Genomic DNA, 22,222 nt, shown 5'->3' with positions numbered 1-22,222 from the left:
GAACGACATGACCCCCTACGACTACGTCATCGTCGGCGGCGGCACCGCCGGTTCGGTGATCGCGTCCCGGCTGACCGAGAACCCCGACGTGACCGTCGCCCTCATCGAGGGCGGACCGAGCGACGTGGGGCGCGACGACGTGCTGACCCTGCGCCGCTGGATGGGCCTGCTCGGCGGGGAGCTGGACTACGACTACCCCACCACCGAGCAGCCGCGCGGCAACTCGTACATCCGGCACAGCAGGGCACGCGTGCTCGGCGGCTGCTCGTCCCACAACACACTGATCGCCTTCAAGCCGCTGCCGTCCGACTGGGACGAGTGGGCGGCGGCCGGTGCGGCCGGCTGGGACGCGTCGTCGATGGACCCGTACTTCGGCCGTCTGCGCAACAACATCGTCCCCGTCGACGAGGCCGACCGGAACGCCATCGCACGCGACTTCGTCGACGCCGCGCAGACGGCGCTCGGGGTGCCGCGCGTCGAGGGCTTCAACAAGGAGGCCTTCCGGGACGGTGTGGGGTTCTTCGACCTCGCCTACCACCCGGAGAACAACAAGCGGTCCTCGGCGTCGGTCGCGTATCTGCATCCCTTCCTGGACCGGCCGAACCTCCGTATCGCCCTGGAGACCTGGGCGTTCCGCCTGGAGTTCGACGGCACCCGGGCAACCGGTGTGCGCGTGCGGACGGCAAACGGCGAGGAGCGGGTCGTGCGGGCCCGGCGCGAAGTCGTGGTGTGCGCGGGTGCGGTGGACACGCCCCGGCTGCTGATGCACTCCGGGATCGGTCACCGTGGGGAGCTGGAGAAGCTCGGTATTCCGGTGACGCACGACCTGCCCGGGGTCGGTGAGAACCTGCTCGACCACCCCGAGTCGGTCATCGTCTGGGAGACGCACGGGCCGATCCCCGAGAACTCCGCGATGGACAGCGACGCCGGGCTCTTCGTACGGCGGGATCCGGACAGTCCGGGCCCCGACCTGATGTTCCACTTCTACCAGATCCCGTTCACGGACAACCCCGAGCGGCTCGGCTACGAGCGCCCGCCGCACGGGGTGTCGATGACGCCGAACATCCCCAAGCCGCGCAGTCGCGGCCGGCTGTACCTGACGAGCCCCGACCCCGAGGTCAAACCCGCCCTGGACTTCCGCTACTTCACCGATGCGGAGGACTACGACGGACGCACGCTCGTCGACGGGATCAGGATGGCCCGGGAGATCGCCGCCCAGGAGCCCCTGGCCGGCTGGCTGAAGCGGGAGGTCTGCCCGGGGCCCGAGGTCACCTCCGACGAGGATCTGAGCGAGTACGCGCGCAAGGTCGCGCACACCGTCTACCACCCGGCCGGAACCTGCCGGATGGGGGCACCCGACGACGCGCTCGCCGTGGTCGCACCCGATCTGCGGATCCGCGGCCTCGACGGCATCCGGATAGCCGACGCGTCGGTCTTCCCGACCATGACGACCGTCAACCCGATGATCGGGGTCCTGATGGTCGGCGAGAAATGCGCGGATCTGCTCGGCGCCACCTATGGGGGTCATGCCCGATGAACACACCACCGCACGTCTTCTCCGTACGCAACCTCTGGAAGGTGTTCGGGCCGAAGGCCGACCGCATACCCGGTGACGCCGAACTCGGCGCGCTCGACGCCGCGGAGCTGCGCACACGCACGGGCTGCACCGCCGCCGTGCGTGACGTCTCCTTCGACGTCCGCAAGGGCGAGGTGTTCGTCGTGATGGGACTGTCCGGTTCGGGCAAGTCCACCCTGGTGCGCTGCCTCACCCGGCTCATCGAGCCGACCTCCGGTGAGGTCACGATGGACGGCGAGGACGTGCTGGCGATGAACGCCGGCCGGCTGCGTGAACTGCGCCGCCACCGGGCCTCCATGGTCTTCCAGCACTTCGGACTGCTTCCGCACCGCTCGGTCCTCGACAACGTGGCCTACGGCCTGGAGATCCAGGGCATGGGCCGGGCCGATCGCCGTGAGCGGGCAGCCGGGTTCATCGCCAAGGTCGGCCTCGACGGGCTGGAGAACCGTCGCCCCGGGCAGCTCTCCGGCGGTCAGCAGCAGCGGGTCGGGCTGGCGCGGGCGCTCGCCGTCGACCCCGAAGTGCTGCTGTTCGACGAGCCGTTCAGCGCGCTCGACCCGCTGATCCGCCGCGACATGCAGGAGGAGGTCGTACGGCTGCACCGCGAGGAGGGCCGCACGATGGTCTTCATCACCCACGACCTGAACGAGGCCCTGAAGCTCGGCGACCGCATCGCGCTGATGCGTGACGGCCGGATCGTGCAGCTCGGCACACCGGAGGAGATCGTGGGCTCGCCCGCCGACGACTACGTCCGCGACTTCGTCCGGGACGTGCCGCGCGAGCAGGTCGTGACCGTCCGGGCCGCCATGCGCCCGGCCGACAGCGCGGAGAGCGTCTCCGGTCCCGCGCTGGCCCCGGACGCCACCGTTTCCGAGGCGATCGAGGCGGTCGTCCGGACCGGGGAGACGGCACGTGTGGTCGAGGACGGGCGCTGCCTGGGCGTGGTCGACCACGCGTGTCTGCTCGGCGTCGTGGCCGGGGTCCCGGCCGTGAAGGAGGCCGCGTGATGCGCGTGATCTACGCCTCCGGGCCACCGGGCCGCCCGAACGGCATCGGCGGGTGGGCGATATGACAGCGACCGCGTCCGCCGCACCCGCCGCCCCGCTCGGCAAGGCCGGGCCGGCGGCTTCGCTCGCCCGGCACCGAACGACGCTCCTGCTCACCGGGGCGGCCGTGCTGCTGGTGCTCGGCAGCGTCCTCGTCGGCCACGGTGCGTGGCCCGCGAGCCTCACCGTCGATCTCACCGGACCGCTCGGGGACGTCAGCGACTGGATCATCGACAACCGCGACACGCATCCGCTGTTCCTCTACTTCTTCGGGCACCTCAGCAACGCCGTCGTGCTCTCGGTCCGCGGTGTCTACCTGGTCCTGCTCGCCGCCGGCTGGGCGGGTGTCACAGCGGCCGCCGGGCTGATCGCCTGGCGGGTGGCGGGCCTCAGGCTCGCGGTGACCGCCGTCGTCGCCTTCCTCGTCTGCGCCGTGCTCGGCATGTGGGTGCCCACCATGCAGACGCTGGCCCTGATGGTCGTCGCCGTCCTGGCGTCGGTGGCGCTCGGCGCGGTCCTCGGCCTGGCCGCCGGGCTGTCGGACCGCGTCTTCCGAATCCTGCGGCCGGTGCTCGACACCATGCAGGTCATGCCGGCGTTCGCGTATCTGCTGCCGGTGGTCCTCGTGTTCGGCATCGGTGTCCCCGCCGCGGTCCTCGCGACCGTCGTCTACGCGGCGCCGCCGATGGCCCGGCTGACGGCTCTCGGGCTGCGCGACGCCGACGCGGGAGTGATGGAGGCGGCGGCCTCGCTCGGTGCCACCGGGCGGCAGCGGCTGTTCTCCGCACGCCTTCCGCTGGCGCGCAGGGAGCTGCTGCTCGGTCTCAACCAGACGATCATGATGGCGCTGTCGATGGCCGTGATCGCCTCCGTGATCGGCGCCGGCGGTCTCGGTGACCGCGTCTACCAGGCGCTCGCGTCCGTGGACGTCGGTGCCGCACTCGCGGCCGGGATCCCGATCGTGCTGCTCGCCGTGGTGCTCGACCGCGTCACCTCCGCGGCCGGTCACCGTCTGGGCGCCGCGCCGCGCCCCGGATCGGCCGGGCTCGGCTGGGCCGTCGCCGCGGCCGGCACGGTGGCGGCCGCCGTCGTGGCCCGTCTGGTCTCCACCACGGGCTGGCCGGACGGCTGGACGGCCGACATCACCCGCCCGGTCAACACGGCCGTCGGCTGGATGACCGACCACCTGTACGCGGGTGTGCCCGTGGTCGGGGGCACCGCGGACTGGGCCGGACGGTTCACCACCTGGGTCCTCGACCCGGTGCGCGACGGCCTGCAGTGGCTGCCCTGGTGGGCGGTGCTCCTGCTGATCGCCGTGCTCGCCCTGCTGATCGGCACCTGGCGCACCATGCTGACCGCCGTCCTCGCGATGGCCGCGATCGGTGTCCTCGACGTCTGGGACCCCGCGCTCGACACGCTGTCCCAGGTGCTGGCCGGTGTCGCGGTGACGCTGGTGGCCGGATTCGCCGTAGGGATCGCCGCCTCCCGCAACGCACGCGTGGAACGGCTGCTGCGCCCGGTGCTGGACGTGTTCCAGACGATGCCGCAGTTCGTCTATCTCATCCCGGTCGTCGCCCTGTTCGGCGTCGGCCGCGCACCGGCGGTGGCCGCCGCCGTGATCTACGCGCTGCCCGCCGTCGTACGGATCACCACCCAGGGCATGAACGGCGTCGATCCCGTCACGATGGAGTCCTCCCGTTCCCTCGGCGCGACGGGCTTCCAGCAACTGGTCAAGGTCCAGCTGCCGCTGGCCCGCCCGGCCCTGCTCCTGGCCGTCAACCAGGGCGTCGTCCTGGTCCTGGCCGTCGTGGTGATCGGCGGTCTGGTCGGCGGTGGTTCGCTCGGCTACTCCGCCGTGTTCGGCCTCGCGCAGGGCGACCTGGCGACCGGCCTGGTCGCCGGTGCCGCGATCGTCCTCCTCGGCCTGATGCTCGACCGGGTCACCCAGCCGACCCGGCGCCGCTCCGGAAAGGGGGCCTGACATGGCTCGTACGCGTACTCCTGTCGTCGCACTCGCATCGGCCACGGCTCTCGTCGCCGTGGCGGGCTGCGGTGCCGCGGACATGACGCAGCAGGCCTCGCCGTTCGCCAACGCACGGGGCGCGAAGACCGTGACCCTGTCCGTGCAGTCGTGGGTGGGCGCCCAGGCGAATGTGGCCGTGGCCGAGTACCTCCTCGAACACGAGCTGGGATACCGGGTGGACACCGTCCAGATCGACGAGGTGCCGGCCTGGGACGCCCTGAGCCAGGGCCGGGTGGACGCGATCCTGGAGGACTGGGGACACCCGGACCAGGAGGCGCGGTACGTCAAGGACAAGGGGACGATCCGGTCGGGCGGGGAGCTCGGCGTCACCGGCCACATCGGCTGGTTCGTGCCCACGTACTTCGCGAAGCAGCATCCCGACGTCACCGACTGGCGCAACCTCGACACGTACGCCGACAGCTTCCGCACAGCGGAGAGCGGCGGCAAGGGCCAGTTGCTCGACGGTTCGCCGTCGTACGTCACCAACGACAAGGCCCTCGTGAAGAACCTCGGCCTGGACTACCAGGTCGTGTTCTCCGGGTCCGAGGCGGCGCAGATCACCCAGATCAAGCAGTTCGCCAAGGAGAAGAAGCCGTTCCTCACCTACTGGTACAAGCCGCAGTGGCTGTTCGAGCAGGTACCGATGACGGAGGTGAAGCTTCCGGCCTACGAGGAGGGCTGCGACGCCGAGCCCGAGAAGGTGGCGTGCGCCTATCCGCACACCCCGCTGAAGAAGTACCTCAACGCGCGGTTCGCCAACGCCGGCGGCAAGGCGGCCACGTTCCTCAAGAACTTCTCCTGGGGTACGGAGGACCAGAACAAGGTCGCCCTGATGATCGCCGATCAGAAGATGTCACCCCAGGACGCGGCCAAGGAGTGGGTGGACGCGAACGAGAAGAAGTGGCGGGCGTGGATCCCCGGGTGACGGCCTGAGGGGTGTGGTGCCGTCCCGGCCCTCGCCGGGACGGCACCACACCCCTTCGTCGCTCAGCCGCACTCCGTCCCGTTGAGGGTGAAGGAGGACGGTGCCTGTGCCGGAGCACCGGTGGCCTGGAACCCGAAGGAGACGGTGCCTCCCGCCGGAATCCCGGCATTGTGCGTCGCGTTCTTCACCGTGACGCGGGAGCCGGTCTGGGTGGCGCTCGCGTTCCAGGCGTTCGTGACCCTCTCGGCCCCGCCGAAGGCGAAGCCCAGCTGCCAGCCGTCGACCGGGTCCGTCCCGGCGTTCCGGACGGAGACGTCGGCCGTGAATCCGCTGCCCCAGGACTGGCTGACCCGGTAGGTGACCGCGCAGGAACCGGCCGGGCCGGGCGTATCCGTCGGGTCTGGCGTCGGGGTCGGAGTCGGTGTCGGATCAGGGGTCGTGGTGAGGTCGGGGGTCGGTTCCGGGTCTGTCCCGTCCGGCGCGGTCCCCCACTGCGGCGCCGCACCTTCGAGCAGCACGATGTGCGGTGCGTCCACCGGTGTGGTGCCGGGGGTCGTGGCCGATGAGGGGTAGGACCAGTCGTTCGCCGGATCCCAGGCTCCGGCCGAGGTGATCCGGAACTGCACCTCCTTGCGGTACGCGGACTGGCCGGCCGGGGCGATGTCCGTGGCGGAGCAGTCCACGGTCACGTAGTAGACGTCGCCCGTCTCGTGCGTCGGGCCGGTCACCTCACCGCACTGGTTGTAGTTCGTGGTGAAGCTGATCTGCCCCGGCGTGACACCGGGCTCCAGCGTGAAGTAGTAGCGCATCGACGCGTCGGTGAGGGCGCGGGCCGGCCAGGCGGACCGGTTGACCAGATACGCCTTGATCTCGGTGAAGTTGCCGCCCGCCGCGTTGACCGAGGCCTGGACGGACATCTCCGGCCCGTCCGGTGTCTCCTGCCGCGGGAAGTCCGCGAGCGGAGCTCCGCCGTACTCGCCGTAGAGCCGGGCCAGTGCGCCGGTGAAGGCCGCGTTGTAGTCGGTGGCGACCTCGTTGTTCACGTAGTTGGAGCGGTCGTCGGTGTACGTGTCGTTCGCCGCACTGGGGCCGCCGACCAGCGCTCCGTACAGGGTGTGCCGGGTCTCCACGGGGTTGTTCATCTGGTCGGTCCACGAGCCGTGGGCGGTGCGGTGGTGCGGCTTGGTCGGCGGGTTGGTGCCGAAGCCGACCACGTAGCTCGACTTGCGCGGGTTGTCACCGAGCGCGTAGTCGATCTGGCGGACGGCGAAGTCGTGGTAGCGGGCCTTGCGCGTGGCGTCGGTCAGCCAGTCCGAGTAACTCAGCGCCACGAAGGCGGTGTTCGCCGCGTACCGCAGCGACCCCCAGCTGTCCAGCACGGCCTGGCCGCCGGGCGAGTAGGCCACCCGCTGCCCGTTGACGCCGACCGTCCACCAGTCGAGCCAGCGGTTCGCGTCGTCGACGTACTTCTGCTTCCCGGTCAGCTGCGCGAGCAGCACGTACGCCCCGTAGGAGCTGTCGTCCCAGGAGAGCGTCCAGCGGTAGGACCGGGTGCTGCTCTGCGGCTCGGTCGAGAGGTTGTCGTAGTACGACTCGGCCTTGGCCAGGTACGAGGCGTCACCGGTGGCCTTGTACAGCCAGATCGCACCCCAGACCAGCTCGTCCTTGTACCCGCTCCAGGAGTTGTAGTACGCCTGCGCGTCGGTGATGCAGTCGCTGTACTTCCCGCGGTAGGTGTCCGCGAAGGTGTACAGCTGCTTCGCGTGGGTGATCAGCTTCGTGGCGTACGCCGGGTCACTGCCGGCGAACACCATGGACGAGGAGGCCAGGGCAGCTGCTGTCTGGCCGGCCAGATCGGTGCCGGGGCAGGAGGCGTCGATCTTGTAGGCGGGCCGCTTCATCGGCATCACCTCGGCCGGGCCCCACCACTTGTGGTCGTCGCCGCCGTTGCCCACCTGCCCGTACAGGACGTTCGGGGACGGATGAGCCTTGAGGAAGTAGTCGTTGACGAAGCGGAGGTTGTTCCTCAGGTACGGAAGCTGGCCCGAGGCCGCGTAGGCGTCCGCCTGCTCCACGCCGCCCCACGCGAGCATGGTGGTGGAGAAGGCCATCGGCAGGCCGAACTTGACGTGGTCACCGGCGTCGTACCAGCCGCCCGTCAGATCCAGACCGACGTCCTTGCCGTCGTCGAGAGCGGAGTCACCGCGCCAGCCGACCCGGTTGGTGTCGGGGAGCGTGCCCGACTGCTGCGCCTCGTAGAAGAGCACCGACTTCTGCAGCGCCTCGCCGTAGTCGAAGGCCGGCGCGGCAGCCGCGGGGCCCGACAGGGACAGCGGGAGGAGCAGGCCGGCGCCGAGCGCCAGGGCCAGAGCGATGGCGCCGGGGCGGCCGGGCCGCTGGGCGGGTGGGCCGGCGCCGGCCCCTCGGAGTCGTCTTCGCAGGTCGGCGAAAGTGAGCGAGCGCAACGGAACAATCCCTTCCGTACGTCGGTGGGGGCGCCGTCACCGCAACCACGTGGGAGCGCTCCCATAGGCGTTGCTCATGAAGCCAGCTGCCGAGGGAGCCTGTCAACACTTCTGACAGGAACACCTCAGCAAACCGGGGCGGCCGAGGGAGCCGCGCCTCGCCGTCAGTCCGTCGTGGCGTCGCCGGCGTCCGCAGCGGGTCCTTCGGTGAGCGCGAACCAGGCCGTCTTTCCCTCGGGTTCGGGGCGCACGCCCCACTGGTCGGCCAGGATGTCGAGCAGCATCAGCCCCCGGCCCGACGAGGCGAGCTCACCGGGCGTCCGCTGATGGGGCAGTTCGTCGCCCCGGTCCATGACCTCGACGAGCAGCCGGCGACGTCCGGTCTCGCCGGTGACGTACGCGTTGAGGGCACCGTCCTGGTCCGTGTGGACGAGTACGTTGCCGAGGAGTTCGGTGGTGAGGAGCACCGCGGTGTCCACCTGGTCGGGCCTCGCCCAGTCGTGCAGGAGCGCCTTCAGTTCGGCGCGGGCCTCGGAGAGCCCTTCGCCCTGGTCCTGGCCCACGGTCAGCATCAGGCGGCGTCGGCTGACCTCCGCCCGCGACTGTCCGGGGTCCCGGCGCAGAAGCAGCAGGGCGATGTCGTCGCCGTCCCGAGCGGTGTCGCCGTCCCGGTCCCGGGGCTCGGCGCTGAGAACGGCCGTCATCAGGCGGTCGGCCATTCCCTCGAGGTCCTCGACGGGGCCGGGCGAGAACGCGTCGCGCACCCGGACCCAGCCGGTGTACATGTCGTGGCCGCCGTTCTCGATCAGCCCGTCCGTGCACAGCATGAGGACCTCGTCGTCGTGCAGCCGCACGATGTCGACGGGGTAGTCCTCCTCGCCGGGCATCAGGCCCAGCGGCAGACCCCCGCTGATGTGCTTGATCAGGCAGGTCCCGTCCGGCGTGCGCAGCACCGGGTGCGGATGCCCGGCGCGTGCGATGTGCAGGTCACCGGTGGACGGGTCGGCCTCGATGTAGAGGCAGGTGGCGAACCGGTCCTCGTCGAGGGTGGTCAGGAAGCGCGAGGCGCGTGCCAGTACGGCATCCGGGCCGTGCCCCTCCGCGGCGTACGCGTGCACGGCGGTGCGCAGCTGGGCCATCAGACCGGCGGCGTGCACATCGTGTCCCTGGACGTCGCCGATGACGAGGGCCAGCCGGCCGTTGGGCAGGTCGATGCTGTCGTACCAGTCCCCGCCGACCATGAGCCCGCCCCCGGTCGGCACATAGCGCGTCGCCACGCTGAGTCCGGTCATGGCGGGGCCGTCCGTGCGCATGCTGTGGCGCAGGCCGCGGGAGAGTTCCAGTTCGGCCCTGCTGGCCCGGGCGCGCTCCAGTACCTGGGCGAGCATGCGTCCGGTCAGCGTCAGCAGCGATCGCTCGGCGGCGTTGAACTCCACCGATGCGCGGAAGGCGGCCAGCCACACTCCGGTGACCCGTCCGGCGGTCACGAGCGGAACGAACGCCCACGCCTTGCGGCTCTTGCGGGCGGACATGTGCCAGGTCGCCGGGAAGCGACGGCGGTACTCCTCCTGGGTGGCGAGGTACACGGCCCGGCCGGTTCTGGCGACTTCGGCGGCCGGGTAGCCGGTCTTCATCGGCATCCGGAACCCGCGGTCGGCTCCGCCCGGACGGAAGCCGTACTGCCCCAGTGCCGTCAGGGTCCCCTCTACGAGCCCGAACACGCACTGGCCGTCCAGCGGGAATTCGGGGGCGTACAGGGCGTCCACCAGCCTCAGCGCCTCGTCGAGCGAGTCCGCCTCGGCGACGGCGTGCCCTGCGGAGAGCAGCCGGGAGTCGCGACGCCTGGCAGCCTCCTCCGTCCCGTCGGCGTGCGCCTGCGGGTCCCGGGGGCCGGGCCGGGGCGCGTCCATGCTGTTCAGGGCATCGATCTGGTCCAGCTCGGCCCCGACCCCGTCCGGCGGCGGCTCATGCCGTTCACCACCCATCCGGCATCCCTTCGTCGCGATGTCGTCGCCGACTGTTCGTTCCATGCTCCGACGGGAGAGCCGGGTCCGCAGTGCGAGACGTCGTGACAGCGGCAGGGCACGGGGTGTCGTGCCCCGTCGCGACGAGGGAATTCAGGGTGCCCCGGAGGGGACGTCGCGCGGCATCCGGGAGGGGGTCTCCGAAGCCGCGGGCTCACCGCCCGGTCACCGGGCCGGCGCCGCTCCGCGACGGCGGTGCCCCGCTGCTACCGGTAGGCCGCGGCCCTGCGGACGTCACTGAAGTCGATGGCCCGGTCGGCCTCGCGCAGCGTCTCCTCAGCCACCCGGCGCACCTCGGCCGGCACATCCCCGTGTTCTTCCACGAGTCCGGCGTAGATCGGTGCCTCGGAACTGTCGGTGAAACTCACGTCGCACTGCCTCAATCGGTTGTGTTTGCCATCGTTCGGCCGGAAACAGGGGCCGATTCTACGTGGTCCGCCCGCACCGCCGCAGACGGCACCGGGTAATGGGCGCGCACCCCGCCGACCTGCGCTCTTACCGGAATCCTTGGTCTCCGGGGCCGCTCCCCTGCTGTTCTCGCACGCAAATCCGTTGACCTCAAGTCCGCTTGAGCTCATAGCGTTCTCCCTGCGCCCCGGTCCGTGTCCGGCCCCCGGGAGCCGCACCCGCTCTTTCGCACCCCGGAGGCACCGCATGAGCATGGAAGTCACCGCCTGGTCGTCGCTGCACAGCGCGATGAACGCGCAACAGGACCGCAGACCGTTCTCCCGGGCCACCGTCCGCAGGATCGCCGCCTTCGCCCGGCCGCGCCGACGGGAGCTCTACCGCTTCCTGCTGCTGAGCATCGTCATGGCCCTGCTGGCGGTGGCGACTCCGGTGCTGGCGGGCCGGGTGGTCGACGCGATCGTCCAGGGCAAGGAGAGCGGCACCGTCACCCGCCTCGCGCTGCTGATCGCCGTCATCGCGGTGGCGGAGGCCGGGCTGGGCCTGCTGACCCGTCTGCTGTCGGCCACGCTCGGAGAGGGCCTGATCCTGGATCTGCGCACGGCCGTCTTCGACCATGTCCAGCGGATGCCGGTCGCCTTCTTCACCCGCACGCGCACCGGTGCGCTGGTGAGCCGCCTGAACAACGATGTGATCGGGGCGCAGCGGGCGTTCAGCAACACCCTGTCCGGGGTGGTCTCCAATGTGGTGACCCTGCTGCTGACGCTCACGGTGATGCTGACCATCTCCTGGCAGATCACCCTGCTCGCCCTCGTCCTGCTTCCGGTGTTCGTCCTGCCCGCCCGCCGGATGGGCTCCCGGATGGCGCGGATGCAGCGCGAGGCGGCCGCGCACAACGCGGCCATGGGCACGCAGATGACCGAGCGGTTCTCGGCCCCCGGTGCCACGCTCGTCAAGCTCTTCGGGCGGCCCGATGACGAGTCCGCCGAGTTCGCCGCCCGGGCGAGCCGGGTCCGTGACATCGGCATCCGTACGGCCATGGCGCAGTCCACGTTCATCACGGCGCTCACCCTGGTCTCGGCGCTCGCGCTGGCGCTCGTCTACGGGCTCGGCGGCTACTACGCGCTGCGCGGCACCCTGGAGCCGGGCGCGGTCGTGGCCCTGGCCCTGCTGCTGACCCGGCTCTACGCCCCGCTCACGGCGCTGGCCGGTGCCCGGGTCGAGGTGATGAGCGCGCTGGTGAGCTTCGAGCGCGTCTTCGAGATCCTCGACCTGAAGCCGCTGATCGCCGAGAAGCCGGATGCGCGCAAGGTTCCGGAGGGGCCGGTGTCCGTGGAGTTCGACGGGGTGTCCTTCGGGTATCCGTCGGCGGACAAGGTCTCGCTCGCCTCCCTCGAAGAGGTCGCGACGCTCGACACCCGCGGGGGTACGGAGGTCCTGCACGAGGTCTCCTTCCGTGCCGAGCCCGGCCGCATGGTGGCCCTGGTCGGCTCGTCCGGCGCGGGCAAGTCGACGATCGCGCAGTTGCTGCCCCGGCTGTACGACGCCGATTCCGGTGCCGTACGCCTCGGCGGCGTCGATGTACGTGATCTGACCGCCGCCTCGATCCGCGAGACGCTCGGGATGGTCACCCAGGACGGGCACCTGTTCCACGAGTCGGTCCGGGCCAATCTGACTCTGGCCAGGCCCGGGGCGACCGAGGACGAGATCTGGGACGCGCTGCGGCGCTCCCGGCTCGACGGTCTGGTGGCCTCGCTGCCCGACGGGCTCGACACGGTGGTGGGCGAGCGCGGGTACCGGCTGTCCGGCGGTGAGCGTCAGCGGCTGACGATCGCCCGGCTGCTGCTGGCCCGCCAGCGTGTGGTCATCCTCGACGAGGCGACGGCGCACCTCGACTCCACGTCGGAGGCGGCGGTGCAGGAGGCCCTGGCCGAGGCGCTGGAGGGGCGCACCGCCGTGGTGATCGCGCACCGGCTGTCGACCGTGCGGGCCGCGGACCTGATCCTCGTCGTCGAGGAGGGCCGGGTGGTCGAGCGCGGGACCCACGCGGAACTGCTGGCCGTCGGCGGCCGGTACGAGGAGCTGTACCGGACACAGTTCGCCTCACCGTCCTCGGAGGGCGGGGAGGCGCAGGAGGCACCGGAGGCGCACACCGAGTCCGTCTGATCCGGGCAGGGCTCCGAACAGCACGCACGACATGCCCCCGGTCCGTGCGAACCGGGGGCATGTCGTGCGTGCGGTGGTGCCGGGCCGGGCCCGGGTCAGTCGGTGTCGGTCTCCTCGGCGGTGACGGAGCCGGTGGCCGCGTCGACGTCCACCGTGGTCTCGTTCCAGCTCTTGTCCACGACGTCCACCGACCAGACGAGGACGTTCTTGTCGTTCTCGTCCAGTTCCAGGGAGGTGACGGTGCCCTTCTTCTTGTCCGTCGCCGCCTTGGCCGCCTGCTGCGGGGTCTGCTTGGCCTTGGCGACCCAGTCGGCCGTGCGGCTCTTGTCCTCGGCGTCCTGGTCGGTGTCCTCGGTGGACTTGACGACCTTGCCGGAGACGGCGTCGATGCGCACGGTGTGCTCGGTGCCGTCCGTGGCGGCGACCGTCGCGACCCATTCCGGGCCGGTGGCGGCCGGCGAGGCGGAGGCGTCGCCGGGCGAGGCACCGGTGGACTTCGGGGAGGCGCTCGCGCTGCCGGACGGCGAGGCGGTCCCGGACGGGGACGCGCTCGCGCTGGGCGATGCGCTCTCCCGGTCGGTGTCGTCATCCGACTTGCCCGGGCCCCGCAGGTCGAGATCGACCACCTTGCCACCGCTGACGGCGCCCTCGGCCGTCGTGACGGCCTTGTCGTAGGTGATCTTGGTGGAGTCCAGGAGCTTCTTGCGGTCCTTCTGGTCCTGGGTCATCGCCGCGGTGGCCGGCGCGCTCTTGCTCGCGCTGTTCGAGGGCGTGGTGGTCCGCTCCGGGACGGCGCGGGCGGCCTCCGAGGTGGCCGTGCCCGTCGAGGTGTCGCCGCTGTCCTGGCCGCAGCCCGTGAGCAGGGCGGCGGCCAGGAGGACGCCTGCGGCGCCGGTGGCGCGCAGGCGCCGGGAGCGGAGGAATCCGGTGTTCTCAGGTGGGAAGTCACATGTCATGCCCGCATGCCTAACCGCATGGCCGGTCCGGCATGACGTGCCACCGCCCGGTGTCACCCGATCACCGGAGAACCTGTCTCACACCTGCTCGTCCTCGGGGATGCTCACCAGCCATCGGGTCGCGCGGCGGGGCCTCAGGTACAGGGCCCAGTAGGGAGAACCTGTCTCACACCTGCTCGTCCTCGGGGATGCTCACCAGCCATCGGGTCGCGCGGCGGGGCCTCAGGTACAGGGCCCAGTAGAACGTGGCGACCGCGGTGATCCCGCCCGTCCAGAGCAGGTACTCGGTCTCCTGCTGGGTCAGGATGTAGGCGAGGACGAGGATGAGCAGGACCGGGACGGCGGGCCAGAGCGGCATCCGCCAGGCGGGTGCGTCGCGGTGCGTGCCGCGGCGGCAGAGCAGGGCGGCGACGGCCACCAGCAGGTACATGGCGGTGACGGAGACGCCGGTCACTCCGTACAGGGTGTCGAGACTGACGAAGCAGAGGGCCGCTCCCGGAATGCCCACGAGGAGCGTCGCCACCCACGGCGAGCCGAAGCGGCCGAGCCGGGACAGGGCCTGGTTGACCGGGGCGGGCCACGCCTTGTCCCGGGCGGAGGCGAACAGCACCCGGGAGTTCTGGATGACCATGACGATGCCGGCGTTGATGATGGCGAGGGCGACACAGAGGCTGACGAACGTGCCGACGGCCGAGTTGGACCACGCCTCGACCATGCCGCTGAGGTCGCCGGAGGTCAGGGCCGCGAGGTCGGGGGCGCCCAGGGTGATGGCGATGACGGGGACGAGGATGACGGCCGTCGAGATCGCGAGCGTGGCGAGGACCGTACGGGCCACGTTGCGCCGCGGGTCCTCCAACTCCTCGGAGAGGTAGACGGCCGTGGAGAAGCCCTGCGTGATGAAGAGCGCGATGGCGAGCCCGGAGACGACCATCATCGCGGTGACGGTCGAGCTCGTGCCGCCCGGCGAGGCGACGGACCCGTGCACGAGCGCGGCGGCGCCCCGCTCGGAGTGGGCGAACCCGAGGACGGCCACGACGCCGGCGGCGATCACCTCCAGCACCAGGAAGATGCCGGTGATCCAGGCGTTGGCGCGCAGGTCGAGGAGGCCCGCGAGGGTGGCGAGCAGCATGACGCCCGCCCCGGCGAGCGAGGCGGGGATGTGGACGAGGGGTGCGAGGTAGTCGGCGGTCCCCATGGCGATGACCGGGGGCACGATCATGACGACGAGCAGGGAGAGCACGAACACGAGCCAGCCGGCGAGCCGGCCCGCCATCGTCGACACCATGGCGTACTCGCCGCCGGCGCTGGGGATGAGGGTGCCCAGCTCCGAGTAGCAGAAGGCCACCGCTATGCAGAGCAGCGAGCCGATGGCGATGGTGAGCGCGGTGTAGGTGCCGAGTCCGGCGAACAGGTCAGGAACGACCACGAAGAGGGTGGAGGCGGGGGTCACGCAGGACAGCGTGAGCAGGGTCCCCCCGACGACGCCGATGGAACGCTTGAGCTTCTGCGGGGTGGGTCCGGTCGCGGGGGCGAGTGCCTGTGGAGCGCTGAGCGTGTCGGTCATCGAGTCGGGTTCCGATCAACAGGTGCGGTGTCAGAGCGCGGGAGCGGTATCGCCTCCGGACGAGGTGTGAGGAAAGGTTCCGGTGCTCCCAGCGCGTCATGCAATACCGACGCGTTCCGCAGGTCAATAGCTGTTTTCCTTCGGAATTCGTCGCCCGGAGATCACTGATCAACGATTTGGCGTCAAGATCGCACCAGGGCAACGGGATAGGCCACTGCGGGAACCGCAGTGCGGCCGGACGAAAAATTTCATTCAAATCCATCCGCGGTCCACCCGCCGGACCCGTGGCCCGAGCAGTACGGGCCGTGCGTTTCGGGGACTTGTCATCCGTGGGTCGCGATACGCCGGCTTTGGTGCGAGCCTGGAGGCATGACCTGGGCGTCCTGGACGACACGCGGAGTTTACTCGGGGCACGGCGGCGTGCTCACCGAGGAGGTCGGGCCGCTGTCCGGCGACCTGACCGTCCACACCACTTGGGCCGAGGGCACGGCGCAGATCACTGTGCAGTACACCGATGCGGCCGACTGGTTCACGATGGCGGGGAGTCCTGTCCCCTGCCCCTCGGAGGAAGCCAGCCGTTCACTGCACGAAGCGGCGGTGGAAGCCGTCCGGCGAGGTGCGGCGGCCACGGTTCCGACGACCCTGCCCGGACCGGACCACGCGACGGGGGAACCCGCGGCGGACTAGCCGGCCGGGGCCGCGAGGCCCATGAGTTGTGCATGGCATCGCTGAGTGTTCCATGGGCGCTTCGGACGGGCGCGGTGCCACCGGACAGTTCCACATCCCTGAACTCAGCCCCGCCCGCCGGTACGGCGGTCCAGCATCTCCCGCCTGATCGCGGCCGCGGTGGTCCTGGCCCGGTCCGAGGCGGCCCTCCGGTCGGCCTGGGCCGGCACGAACCGGTGCAGTGGACTCGCGCAGAGCGCGCACGGGGAGTCGGTGGTGACCAGCCTGCCGTCCTCGCAACTCGGCTCGGCGCAGAGTCCCGGCCTGAGCAACTGTTCGGCGATCTCCCAGGGGCGCCGGCGGCGTCCTTCCTCGTCCTTCTCCTGAAGCGTGTGGGACCAGCGGGCGTTCCACCGGCGCTCGACCCGGTCCAGGAGCTGGTCGGGGGTGCGCCGGCCCAGCTCCCGCCGGATCAGCGCCACGAGTTCCCCCGGATAGCGGCCGCCGAACTCCCGTATGAGCGGGGGTGGCAGCGCATGGAGGAGGTAGCCGACCGGATCGCCTCCCGGCCGCTGCCACCGCCGGCACTCGCAGTCGCCGTCGGCCGCCGGCGGCGTATGACAGCGGCCGCACAGTCCGCGGCAGTCGCCGCAGAGCCCGTGGTCGAGCCCGTCCACGTGCGGGGCGGGCGCCCGGCCGCATTCCCGGCAGCAGGAGGCGCAGAGTCCGCAGAGGCGTTCGCTTCCGGCGACGGTCGTCCAGGGCCGCTGCTGGCACCGGCAGCAGCGGCTGCTCCGGCAGTGCTCATGATGGACGGCTCCCGGATCCCGTCCGAACAGAGGGAATGACATGGCTGTGCTCTCCGGGTCCCGGCTCGGTGCGAAGCCCGGCGGACGTTCCCGGTCCGGGCGAGGCGACGGTCCGACCCGGCCCGTGCCCCACCGGACCGTTTCACACCTGGATGTCCCTGGTCACCTCATGGCGGCAGGATGCGAGCTGTTGACCGCAACGATCATGTTCCAGTGTCTGTCCGGACCGTTCGTGCGCGCTTCCGGGCTGCTGCTTGACCTTGCCACTGGCGGCAGGGTTGAACGATCACGGTATGAACAACAGCCCAGCAGCACATCACCGGCGTGATCCTCCCGGTCGACGGTGGCGCGGTGGTGGCGTGACAGGAGTGGACAGGGAGGTGGTGGGGGTGCTGATCGGCGAACCGGCCGAGGCCACCGGCACGACCGCACGGGCGCTGCGCCACTACGAGCAGGCCGGGCTGATCAACTCGCAGCGGGCGGCCAACCGGTACCGCGTGTACGAGGAGCGGACCGTGGTCCGGGTCCGCAACATCCGTCATCTGCCGGCTGCCGGGCTCACATCGGACGACGTACGTCTGTTCCTGCCGTGCCTGGACGGCGACGTTGGCGCCGCACCGTACCCGGAGCGGGGTCTGCGGATCGCCCGCGAGCGGCCGGCCGTCCTCGAAGCGCGGATCGCCGCCCGGACCGAGGCGAGGCACCGGCCGGCCACGGCGCTGCGGAACCTGTCCGGTGGCCCGGCCCCTCAGGGCGGAGCCACCGGTCCGGCAGCGGGGTCAGGGGTTGATGCTGCTGACGACGTCCGCGGTGGCCGTGATGCCCTCCTGGATGGTGGGGGCCATGCTCGTGCCTGCGAGGAAGAACCCGAGGAGGGCGCAGACCAGGGCGTGCGAGAGCTTCAGTCCGCCGCTGCGGAGGAAGATCACCGCGAGAATCAGCAGAAGCAGCACCAGTGAGATCGAAATGGCCATGGCCAACCTCCTCCGCCGCGCCGGAATTGCGGCATTCGGCGTCAGTTTGGCCTAGCGGAGGAGCCATCCGGCGCACTGGCGTGTCCGCCAAACGGGTACGCCTGCGGCAAGCCGGTCCCGGTGCTGCCGCCTACCGCGTGTTCCGGTCGTGGGCGCGGAGGAAGCGGGCGAGTCCCGCGAGGTCGTCGGTGTTCAGGTGGTCCACGCCGGCGGCCAGCAACTCCGCCCAGACCGCGTCGCGTTCAGGTCCGGGAGCATCGGGAGTGGCCCAGAAACGCACACGCTGCCCCGCGCCGTGCGCAGCGGCGGTGATCGCACGCAGGGCGTCGCGTTCGGCGGGCGGGACGGGGCCGGCGCCGAGCCAGCGGAACGTGCCTGTCCAGCTGCTGCTGACGAGCGGGATGAACGAGGCCGTGGCGGCGGTTCCGAGGTCGTCGAGCCGACCGTCGTAGAAGGCGTACCGGGTGCGCTGGGCCTCCATGGGGACGCGGGCGGCCCGGTCGCCCGAGATCACGGCGGTGACGGCTCCGGGCCGTACCCGGCCGTGCCGACAGGCGGTCAGCATCTGCCGGTGACGGCGGAGTTGGCGGTCGAGTTCCGCGTAGGCGGCCGCGCCGTCCGTCTTGATGTCGATCAGCAGCTGCACCGGTGTACGGTCGCCGCGGAACACGGTCCCGTGGTTGGCCCGGACCCTGGCGAGCAGCGGATCGAGATACAGCGCGGAGAGGGTGCGGGCGGGGTCGAGGTCGGTGGCCTCGTGGGCGACGAGCAACTCGCCGTCCACGAGGAAGATGTCGGCCTCGACACTGGTGAATCCCTGGGCCAGCGCGTCGTGGAGCGGGCGGGGGTGCAGATAGTCGTTGTGCGCGTGCGCCCGGAGCAGTGGCCGGGGGCCCGGGGCGCCGGTCCGGGCGCGCGGGGCTTCGGTCGCGGTGGCCGGCTGGTGGGGTACGAGGGTGGCCGCGGCCGCGGTGGTCAGGGCGGTGGTGACGACGTGGCGGCGGGTGGGGAACGCCATGGAATCTCCCGGTTGCGAGGCGTGCCGGATGGGCGGACGCGACCGAGTATGGAAGCGCCGCGCCGCAACAGGGGCCCGGACGAGCAGAGTTGGCTCGATCGCCGTCCGCCCGTCGGCCTCCGTTCCGCCCGCCGTGACCGGATCCGCACGAATCGGGCCCGCAGCTGTCCGGACCGGAGCGGGAGTACGTGAGCACGTACTCCCGCTCCGGTCCGAACGACGGGTACGTGAACACGTACCCCCCGATGTTGCTACGGCGCCGGCAGCTCCATCAGGGCGGCGACGGTCTCGCGATGACGGCCCGCCGTTCCGAAGGCGTTCGCGTCGGCCTTGGCGCGCTTCAGGTACAGGTGCGCCGGGTGCTCCCAGGTCATCCCGATGCCGCCGTGCAACTGGACACATTCCTCCGCCGCGTGGACGGCGACCTTGGAGCAGTACGCCTGCGCCACGGCCACCGCCAACGGCGCGTCGGGGCTGCCCGTCGCCAGCGCGTCGGCCGCGTTCCGTGCCGCGGCCCGGGCCGAGACCACCTCCAGCCAGAGCTGCGCCATGCGGTGCTTCAGCGACTGGAAGGATCCGACCGGGCGGTTGAACTGGTGGCGCTCCCGGGTGTGCCGGACCGTTTCGGTCAGGCACCATTCGGCGAGTCCGAGCTGCTCGGAGGCGAGCAGCCCCGCACCCGCCAGCAGCCCCCGGTCCACCGCGGACCGCGCCGCGCCCGCGTCCGCGAGGCGGATGCCGGTGGCTCCGGTGAGGGTGACGGTGGCGAGCGGGCGGGTGAGGTCGAGCGGGACGAGCGGCTGGACGGCGACACCGGGTGCGTCCGCGGCGACCGCGTAGAGGCCGTCGGTGGTGGGGACCAGGAGCACGTCGGCGGCGGCCGCGTCGGCGACCGGCCCGAGTGTTCCGTCGAGGGCTCCGGTCACCACCGGCGTGTCGGACGCCGATGCGGAGAAGGGCACGGCGAGCACCGCGACCTTGCGGCCAGCGGCCAGTTCGGCGAGCAGCCCGCCCACCGGCCCGTCCTGCGCGCCGAGCGCCAGCAGCGTCTCGGTGGCGACGACGGAGCTGGTCAGGTAGGGCGCGGGGGCGACGCTGCGGCCGAGCTCCTCGATGACGACGGCGGCCTCGCGATGGGTGGCGCCCTGTCCGCCGAGCTTCTCGGGCACCAGCAGGCCGGCGGCTCCGATGTCGGTCGCCAGGGCCTTCCAGAGCTGCGGGTCGTACGGCGTGTCGGACTCGGTGCGAGCAATCACCGTCGGCGCGTCGGCCCGGTCCGCGAGCAGGGAGCGGACCGCGGCCCGCAGGTCCTCCTCGGCCTCCGAGTACAGGAGGTCGGGCGCCTGGGTCGGTTCGGTCTGTGCGGCCTGTGCGGTCATCGGGAGAGGTCCTTCCACGCGACGTCCTTGTCGTTGCGCGGCTCGGCGGGCAGACCGAGCACGCGTTCGGCGACGATGTTGAGCAGTACCTCGCTCGTACCGCCCTCGATGGAGTTGCCCTTGGAGCGGAGGTAGCGGTAGCCGGCGTCACGTCCGGTGAAGTCGACGTGGTCCGGGCGTCGCATGGTCCAGTCGCTGTACAACAGCCCGTCGTCGCCGAGCAGTTCGACTTCGAGCCCGCTGATCTCCTGGTTGAGGCGGGCGAAGGCGAGCTTCATTCCGGAGCCCTCGGGTCCCGGCTGTCCGGCGACGAGCTGCTGGCGCAGGCGTTCGCCGGCGAGACGGGCGACCTCGGCCTCGACCCAGAGGGTGAGCAGGCGCTGGTGCAGGTCGTGGGTGCGCAGTTCGGGGCGTTCGCGCCAGGTCCGCGCGATGGGGCCGATCATGCCGCCCTCGCGCGGGATGCGGGATCCGCCGATGGAGACACGCTCGTTCATCAGGGTCGTCTGTGCGACCTTCCAGCCCTCGCCGACCGCGCCGAGGCGGCGGCTGTCGGGGATGCGCACCCCGGTGAGGAAGACCTCGTTGAACTCGGCCTCGCCGGTGATCTGGCGCAGTGGCCGCACCTCGACGCCGGGGTCGGTCATGTCGCAGATGAAGTAGCTGATGCCGCGGTGCTTGGGCACGTCCGGGTCGGTGCGGGCGATGAGGATCGCCCAGCGTGCCACATGGGCGCTGGACGTCCAGACCTTCTGCCCGTCGACCACCCAGTCCTCCCCGTCGCGCACCGCGCGTGTGCCGAGGGCGGCCAGGTCGGAGCCGGCGCCCGGCTCGCTGAAGAGCTGGCACCACACCTCCTCGCCGACCCACAGGGGGCGCAGGAAGCGCTGCTTCTGCTCGTCGGTGCCGAAGCCGAGGATGGTCGGGGCGGCCATGCCGAGGCCGATGCCGATGCGGCGCGGGTCGTTGTCCGGGGCGTTCGCCGCGGCGAGTTCGGCGTCGACGACGGGCTGGAGGGAGCGCGGCGCGTCGAGGCCGCCGAGTCCGGCCGGGTAGTGCACCCAGGCGAGTCCGGCGTCGAAGCGCGCCTTGAGGAAGTCGGTGGGGTCCGTGGTGGCCGGGGGGTGCGCGGCGAGCAGTTCCCGGGTGAGGCGGCGCAGTTCCGCGGCGTCGGGGGCGGTCATCGGGCGGCTCCTGACGGGAGGACGACGATGCGGCCGGTGCTGGTGCCGTCGGCGACGCGCTGGACGGCGGCCGCTGCCCCGTCCATCGGGACCCGCTCGCTGATGAGCGGCTTGATGACGCCCTGCCCGGCGAGCCGGGTGAGCTCCTCGTGGCAGTCGCGGACCGCCTGCGGGTCCTTGGTGTTGTACAGGCCCCAGTGGAGACCGACGACGGAGTAGTTCTTCACCAGGGCGTGGTTGAGTCCGGGGGTGGGAATGACGCCGCTGGCGAAGCCGACGACGACGACCCGGCCCTCGAAGGCGATGCACTTCACGGACTTGGCGTACGCGTCGCCGCCGACCGGGTCGTAGACCACGTCGGCGCCACGGCCGCCGGTGAACTCCTTGACCGCGGCGACGATGTCCTCGGTGCGCCGGTCGATGACCAGGTCGCAGCCGAGTCCGGCGGCGATCTTGGCCTTCTCGGAGCCTCCGACCACACCGATGACGGTGGCTCCGGCGGCCTTGCCGAGCTGGACGGCCGCACTGCCGACGCCGCCTGCCGCGGCGTGGACGAGCAGGGTCTCGCCCGCCTGGAGGCGCGCCCGGCGGTGCAGGCCGAACCAGCCGGTCTGGTAGCCGATGTGCAGGGCTGCCGCCTCGGCGTCGTCCAGCGCCTCGGGGGCCGGCAGCAGGGCCGCCTCGTCCGCGACGACGTACTGGGCGAAGCCGCCGTCCGGCAGGGCGGGGGTGGCGAGCACGCGGCGCCCGTCCTCGGTGCGGCCGCAGATCTCCACCCCGGGGGTGAACGGCAGCGGGGGCCTCACCTGGTACTGGCCGCGGCAGAGCAGCGCATCGGGGAAGTTGATGTTCGCCGCGAGCACCTCGATGAGCACCTGCCCGTCGCCGGGCGTCGGCCGGTCCGCTTCTTCGAGCCGCATCACCTCGCTCGGCTCGCCGTTCCGGTGCACTCGCCATGCCTGCATGAGGGGCCTCCACAACACTGTCGGCATTACCACTGCTCCGGGGCATACTAAGCGGTCGCTTGCCCCTGTGGGAACAA

The 22,222-nt window shown here is 71.3% G+C and carries 17 protein-coding genes and 1 pseudogene; 7 read left to right on the top strand and 11 right to left on the bottom strand.

All coding sequences use genetic code 11. The annotated features are described in order from the left end of the window. Positions 1-7: 7 nt before the first annotated feature. From OG446_RS35855 to OG446_RS35840, 4 genes are all read left to right on the top strand, one after another. Positions 8-1,537, top strand: a complete 1,530-nt coding sequence (locus OG446_RS35855) for a GMC family oxidoreductase (protein ID WP_328897951.1) — start codon at positions 8-10, stop codon at positions 1,535-1,537. Further along, entirely contained in the window at positions 1,534-2,583 is a 1,050-nt protein-coding gene (locus OG446_RS35850) for a quaternary amine ABC transporter ATP-binding protein (protein ID WP_328897950.1), read from the top strand. The genes OG446_RS35855 and OG446_RS35850 overlap by 4 nt, the downstream gene beginning before the upstream one ends. 61 nt (positions 2,584-2,644) lie before the next feature. Continuing rightward, entirely contained in the window at positions 2,645-4,603 is a 1,959-nt protein-coding gene (locus tag OG446_RS35845; protein ID WP_328897949.1) for an ABC transporter permease, read from the top strand. 1 nt (position 4,604) lies between these two features. Next, a complete protein-coding gene (locus tag OG446_RS35840) occupies positions 4,605-5,570 on the top strand; it encodes an ABC transporter substrate-binding protein (protein ID WP_328897948.1) in 966 nt (321 codons plus the stop codon). A gap of 62 nt (positions 5,571-5,632) precedes the next feature. Here OG446_RS35840 and OG446_RS35835 read toward each other — a convergent pair whose 3' ends face one another. The 3 genes from OG446_RS35835 to OG446_RS35825 all read right to left on the bottom strand — a co-directional run bounded on the left by OG446_RS35835 (position 5,633) and on the right by OG446_RS35825 (position 10,427). After that, positions 5,633-8,035 (bottom strand): glycoside hydrolase family 9 protein, encoded by a 2,403-nt coding sequence (locus OG446_RS35835; protein ID WP_328897947.1) that lies wholly within the window; start codon positions 8,033-8,035, stop codon positions 5,633-5,635. 164 nt (positions 8,036-8,199) lie between these two features. Continuing rightward, a complete protein-coding gene (locus OG446_RS35830) occupies positions 8,200-10,065 on the bottom strand; it encodes an ATP-binding SpoIIE family protein phosphatase (protein WP_443050251.1) in 1,866 nt (621 codons plus the stop codon). 200 nt (positions 10,066-10,265) lie between these two features. After that, the gene (locus OG446_RS35825; protein ID WP_187284885.1) at positions 10,266-10,427 is read right to left on the bottom strand and encodes a hypothetical protein; all 162 of its coding nucleotides are present in this window, start codon (positions 10,425-10,427) and stop codon (positions 10,266-10,268) included. Positions 10,428-10,713: 286 nt separating this feature from the next. On the opposite strand from OG446_RS35825, the gene OG446_RS35820 reads away from it, so the two are divergent. Continuing rightward, positions 10,714-12,630, top strand: a complete 1,917-nt coding sequence (locus tag OG446_RS35820; protein WP_328897946.1) for an ABC transporter ATP-binding protein — start codon at positions 10,714-10,716, stop codon at positions 12,628-12,630. A gap of 95 nt (positions 12,631-12,725) precedes the next feature. On the opposite strand, the gene OG446_RS35815 is transcribed toward OG446_RS35820, so the two are convergent. Further along, positions 12,726-13,586, bottom strand: coding sequence for a PepSY domain-containing protein (locus OG446_RS35815; protein ID WP_328897945.1), 861 nt, complete (start codon positions 13,584-13,586; stop codon positions 12,726-12,728). A 166-nt stretch (positions 13,587-13,752) separates the two neighbouring features. Next, positions 13,753-15,150, bottom strand: a complete 1,398-nt coding sequence (locus OG446_RS35810; protein WP_328897944.1) for an APC family permease — start codon at positions 15,148-15,150, stop codon at positions 13,753-13,755. Positions 15,151-15,519: 369 nt separating this feature from the next. Here OG446_RS35810 and OG446_RS35805 point away from each other — a divergent pair, with 369 nt between their 5' ends. Beyond that, entirely contained in the window at positions 15,520-15,837 is a 318-nt protein-coding gene (locus tag OG446_RS35805) for a hypothetical protein (RefSeq protein WP_328897943.1), read from the top strand. Positions 15,838-15,941: 104 nt separating this feature from the next. On the opposite strand, the gene OG446_RS35800 is transcribed toward OG446_RS35805, so the two are convergent. After that, complete coding sequence (locus OG446_RS35800; RefSeq protein WP_328897942.1) at positions 15,942-16,667, bottom strand: hypothetical protein; 726 nt, start codon at positions 16,665-16,667, stop codon at positions 15,942-15,944. Positions 16,668-17,014: 347 nt separating this feature from the next. On the opposite strand from OG446_RS35800, the pseudogene OG446_RS35795 reads away from it, so the two are divergent. Continuing rightward, a pseudogene (locus tag OG446_RS35795) lies at positions 17,015-17,362 on the top strand (MerR family transcriptional regulator); the annotation flags it as partial. A gap of 42 nt (positions 17,363-17,404) precedes the next feature. Here OG446_RS35795 and OG446_RS35790 read toward each other — a convergent pair. The 5 genes from OG446_RS35790 to OG446_RS35770 form a co-directional block, all read right to left on the bottom strand. Then, entirely contained in the window at positions 17,405-17,599 is a 195-nt protein-coding gene (locus OG446_RS35790; RefSeq protein WP_328897941.1) for a hypothetical protein, read from the bottom strand. 130 nt (positions 17,600-17,729) lie between these two features. Next, positions 17,730-18,617 carry a phosphatidylinositol-specific phospholipase C/glycerophosphodiester phosphodiesterase family protein gene (locus OG446_RS35785; protein WP_328897940.1) on the bottom strand — a complete coding sequence of 296 codons (888 nt, stop codon included), beginning with the start codon at positions 18,615-18,617 and terminating at the stop codon, positions 17,730-17,732. Positions 18,618-18,868: 251 nt separating this feature from the next. Further along, a complete protein-coding gene (locus OG446_RS35780; RefSeq protein WP_328897939.1) occupies positions 18,869-19,996 on the bottom strand; it encodes an acyl-CoA dehydrogenase family protein in 1,128 nt (375 codons plus the stop codon). Beyond that, on the bottom strand, positions 19,993-21,180 hold the full coding sequence (locus OG446_RS35775; protein ID WP_219568649.1) for an acyl-CoA dehydrogenase family protein: 1,188 nt from the start codon (positions 21,178-21,180) through the stop codon (positions 19,993-19,995). Before OG446_RS35775 ends, OG446_RS35780 begins: the two co-directional genes overlap by 4 nt. Further along, on the bottom strand, positions 21,177-22,145 hold the full coding sequence (locus OG446_RS35770) for an NADPH:quinone oxidoreductase family protein (protein ID WP_328897938.1): 969 nt from the start codon (positions 22,143-22,145) through the stop codon (positions 21,177-21,179). The genes OG446_RS35775 and OG446_RS35770 overlap by 4 nt, the downstream gene beginning before the upstream one ends. Between the last annotated feature and the right edge of the window lie 77 nt (positions 22,146-22,222).

The organism is Streptomyces sp. NBC_00236 (assembly GCF_036195045.1).
Lineage (GTDB): Bacteria > Actinomycetota > Actinomycetes > Streptomycetales > Streptomycetaceae > Streptomyces.
The sequence above is the reverse complement of the archived record's forward strand: the minus strand, read 5'-3'. Positions and strand labels throughout refer to the sequence as shown.

Bases quoted from the DNA above. Each gene is read 5' to 3' on its own strand.
- OG446_RS35790 (WP_328897941.1), bottom strand. From the start codon at position 17,599: ATGGCCATTTCGATCTCACTGGTGCTGCTTCTGCTGATTCTCGCGGTG.
- OG446_RS35780 (WP_328897939.1), bottom strand. From the start codon at position 19,996: ATGACCGCACAGGCCGCACAGACCGAACCGACCCAGGCGCCCGACCTC.
- OG446_RS35845 (WP_328897949.1), top strand. From the start codon at position 2,645: ATGACAGCGACCGCGTCCGCCGCACCCGCCGCCCCGCTCGGCAAGGCC.
- OG446_RS35815 (WP_328897945.1), bottom strand. From the start codon at position 13,586: ATGACATGTGACTTCCCACCTGAGAACACCGGATTCCTCCGCTCCCGG.
- OG446_RS35855 (WP_328897951.1), top strand. From the start codon at position 8: ATGACCCCCTACGACTACGTCATCGTCGGCGGCGGCACCGCCGGTTCG.
- OG446_RS35785 (WP_328897940.1), bottom strand. From the start codon at position 18,617: ATGGCGTTCCCCACCCGCCGCCACGTCGTCACCACCGCCCTGACCACC.
- OG446_RS35850 (WP_328897950.1), top strand. From the start codon at position 1,534: ATGAACACACCACCGCACGTCTTCTCCGTACGCAACCTCTGGAAGGTG.
- OG446_RS35805 (WP_328897943.1), top strand. From the start codon at position 15,520: ATGACCTGGGCGTCCTGGACGACACGCGGAGTTTACTCGGGGCACGGC.
- OG446_RS35770 (WP_328897938.1), bottom strand. From the start codon at position 22,145: ATGCAGGCATGGCGAGTGCACCGGAACGGCGAGCCGAGCGAGGTGATG.
- OG446_RS35775 (WP_219568649.1), bottom strand. From the start codon at position 21,180: ATGACCGCCCCCGACGCCGCGGAACTGCGCCGCCTCACCCGGGAACTG.
- OG446_RS35800 (WP_328897942.1), bottom strand. From the start codon at position 16,667: ATGTCATTCCCTCTGTTCGGACGGGATCCGGGAGCCGTCCATCATGAG.
- OG446_RS35840 (WP_328897948.1), top strand. From the start codon at position 4,605: ATGGCTCGTACGCGTACTCCTGTCGTCGCACTCGCATCGGCCACGGCT.
- OG446_RS35820 (WP_328897946.1), top strand. From the start codon at position 10,714: ATGAGCATGGAAGTCACCGCCTGGTCGTCGCTGCACAGCGCGATGAAC.
- OG446_RS35810 (WP_328897944.1), bottom strand. From the start codon at position 15,150: ATGACCGACACGCTCAGCGCTCCACAGGCACTCGCCCCCGCGACCGGA.
- OG446_RS35830 (WP_443050251.1), bottom strand. From the start codon at position 10,065: ATGGAACGAACAGTCGGCGACGACATCGCGACGAAGGGATGCCGGATG.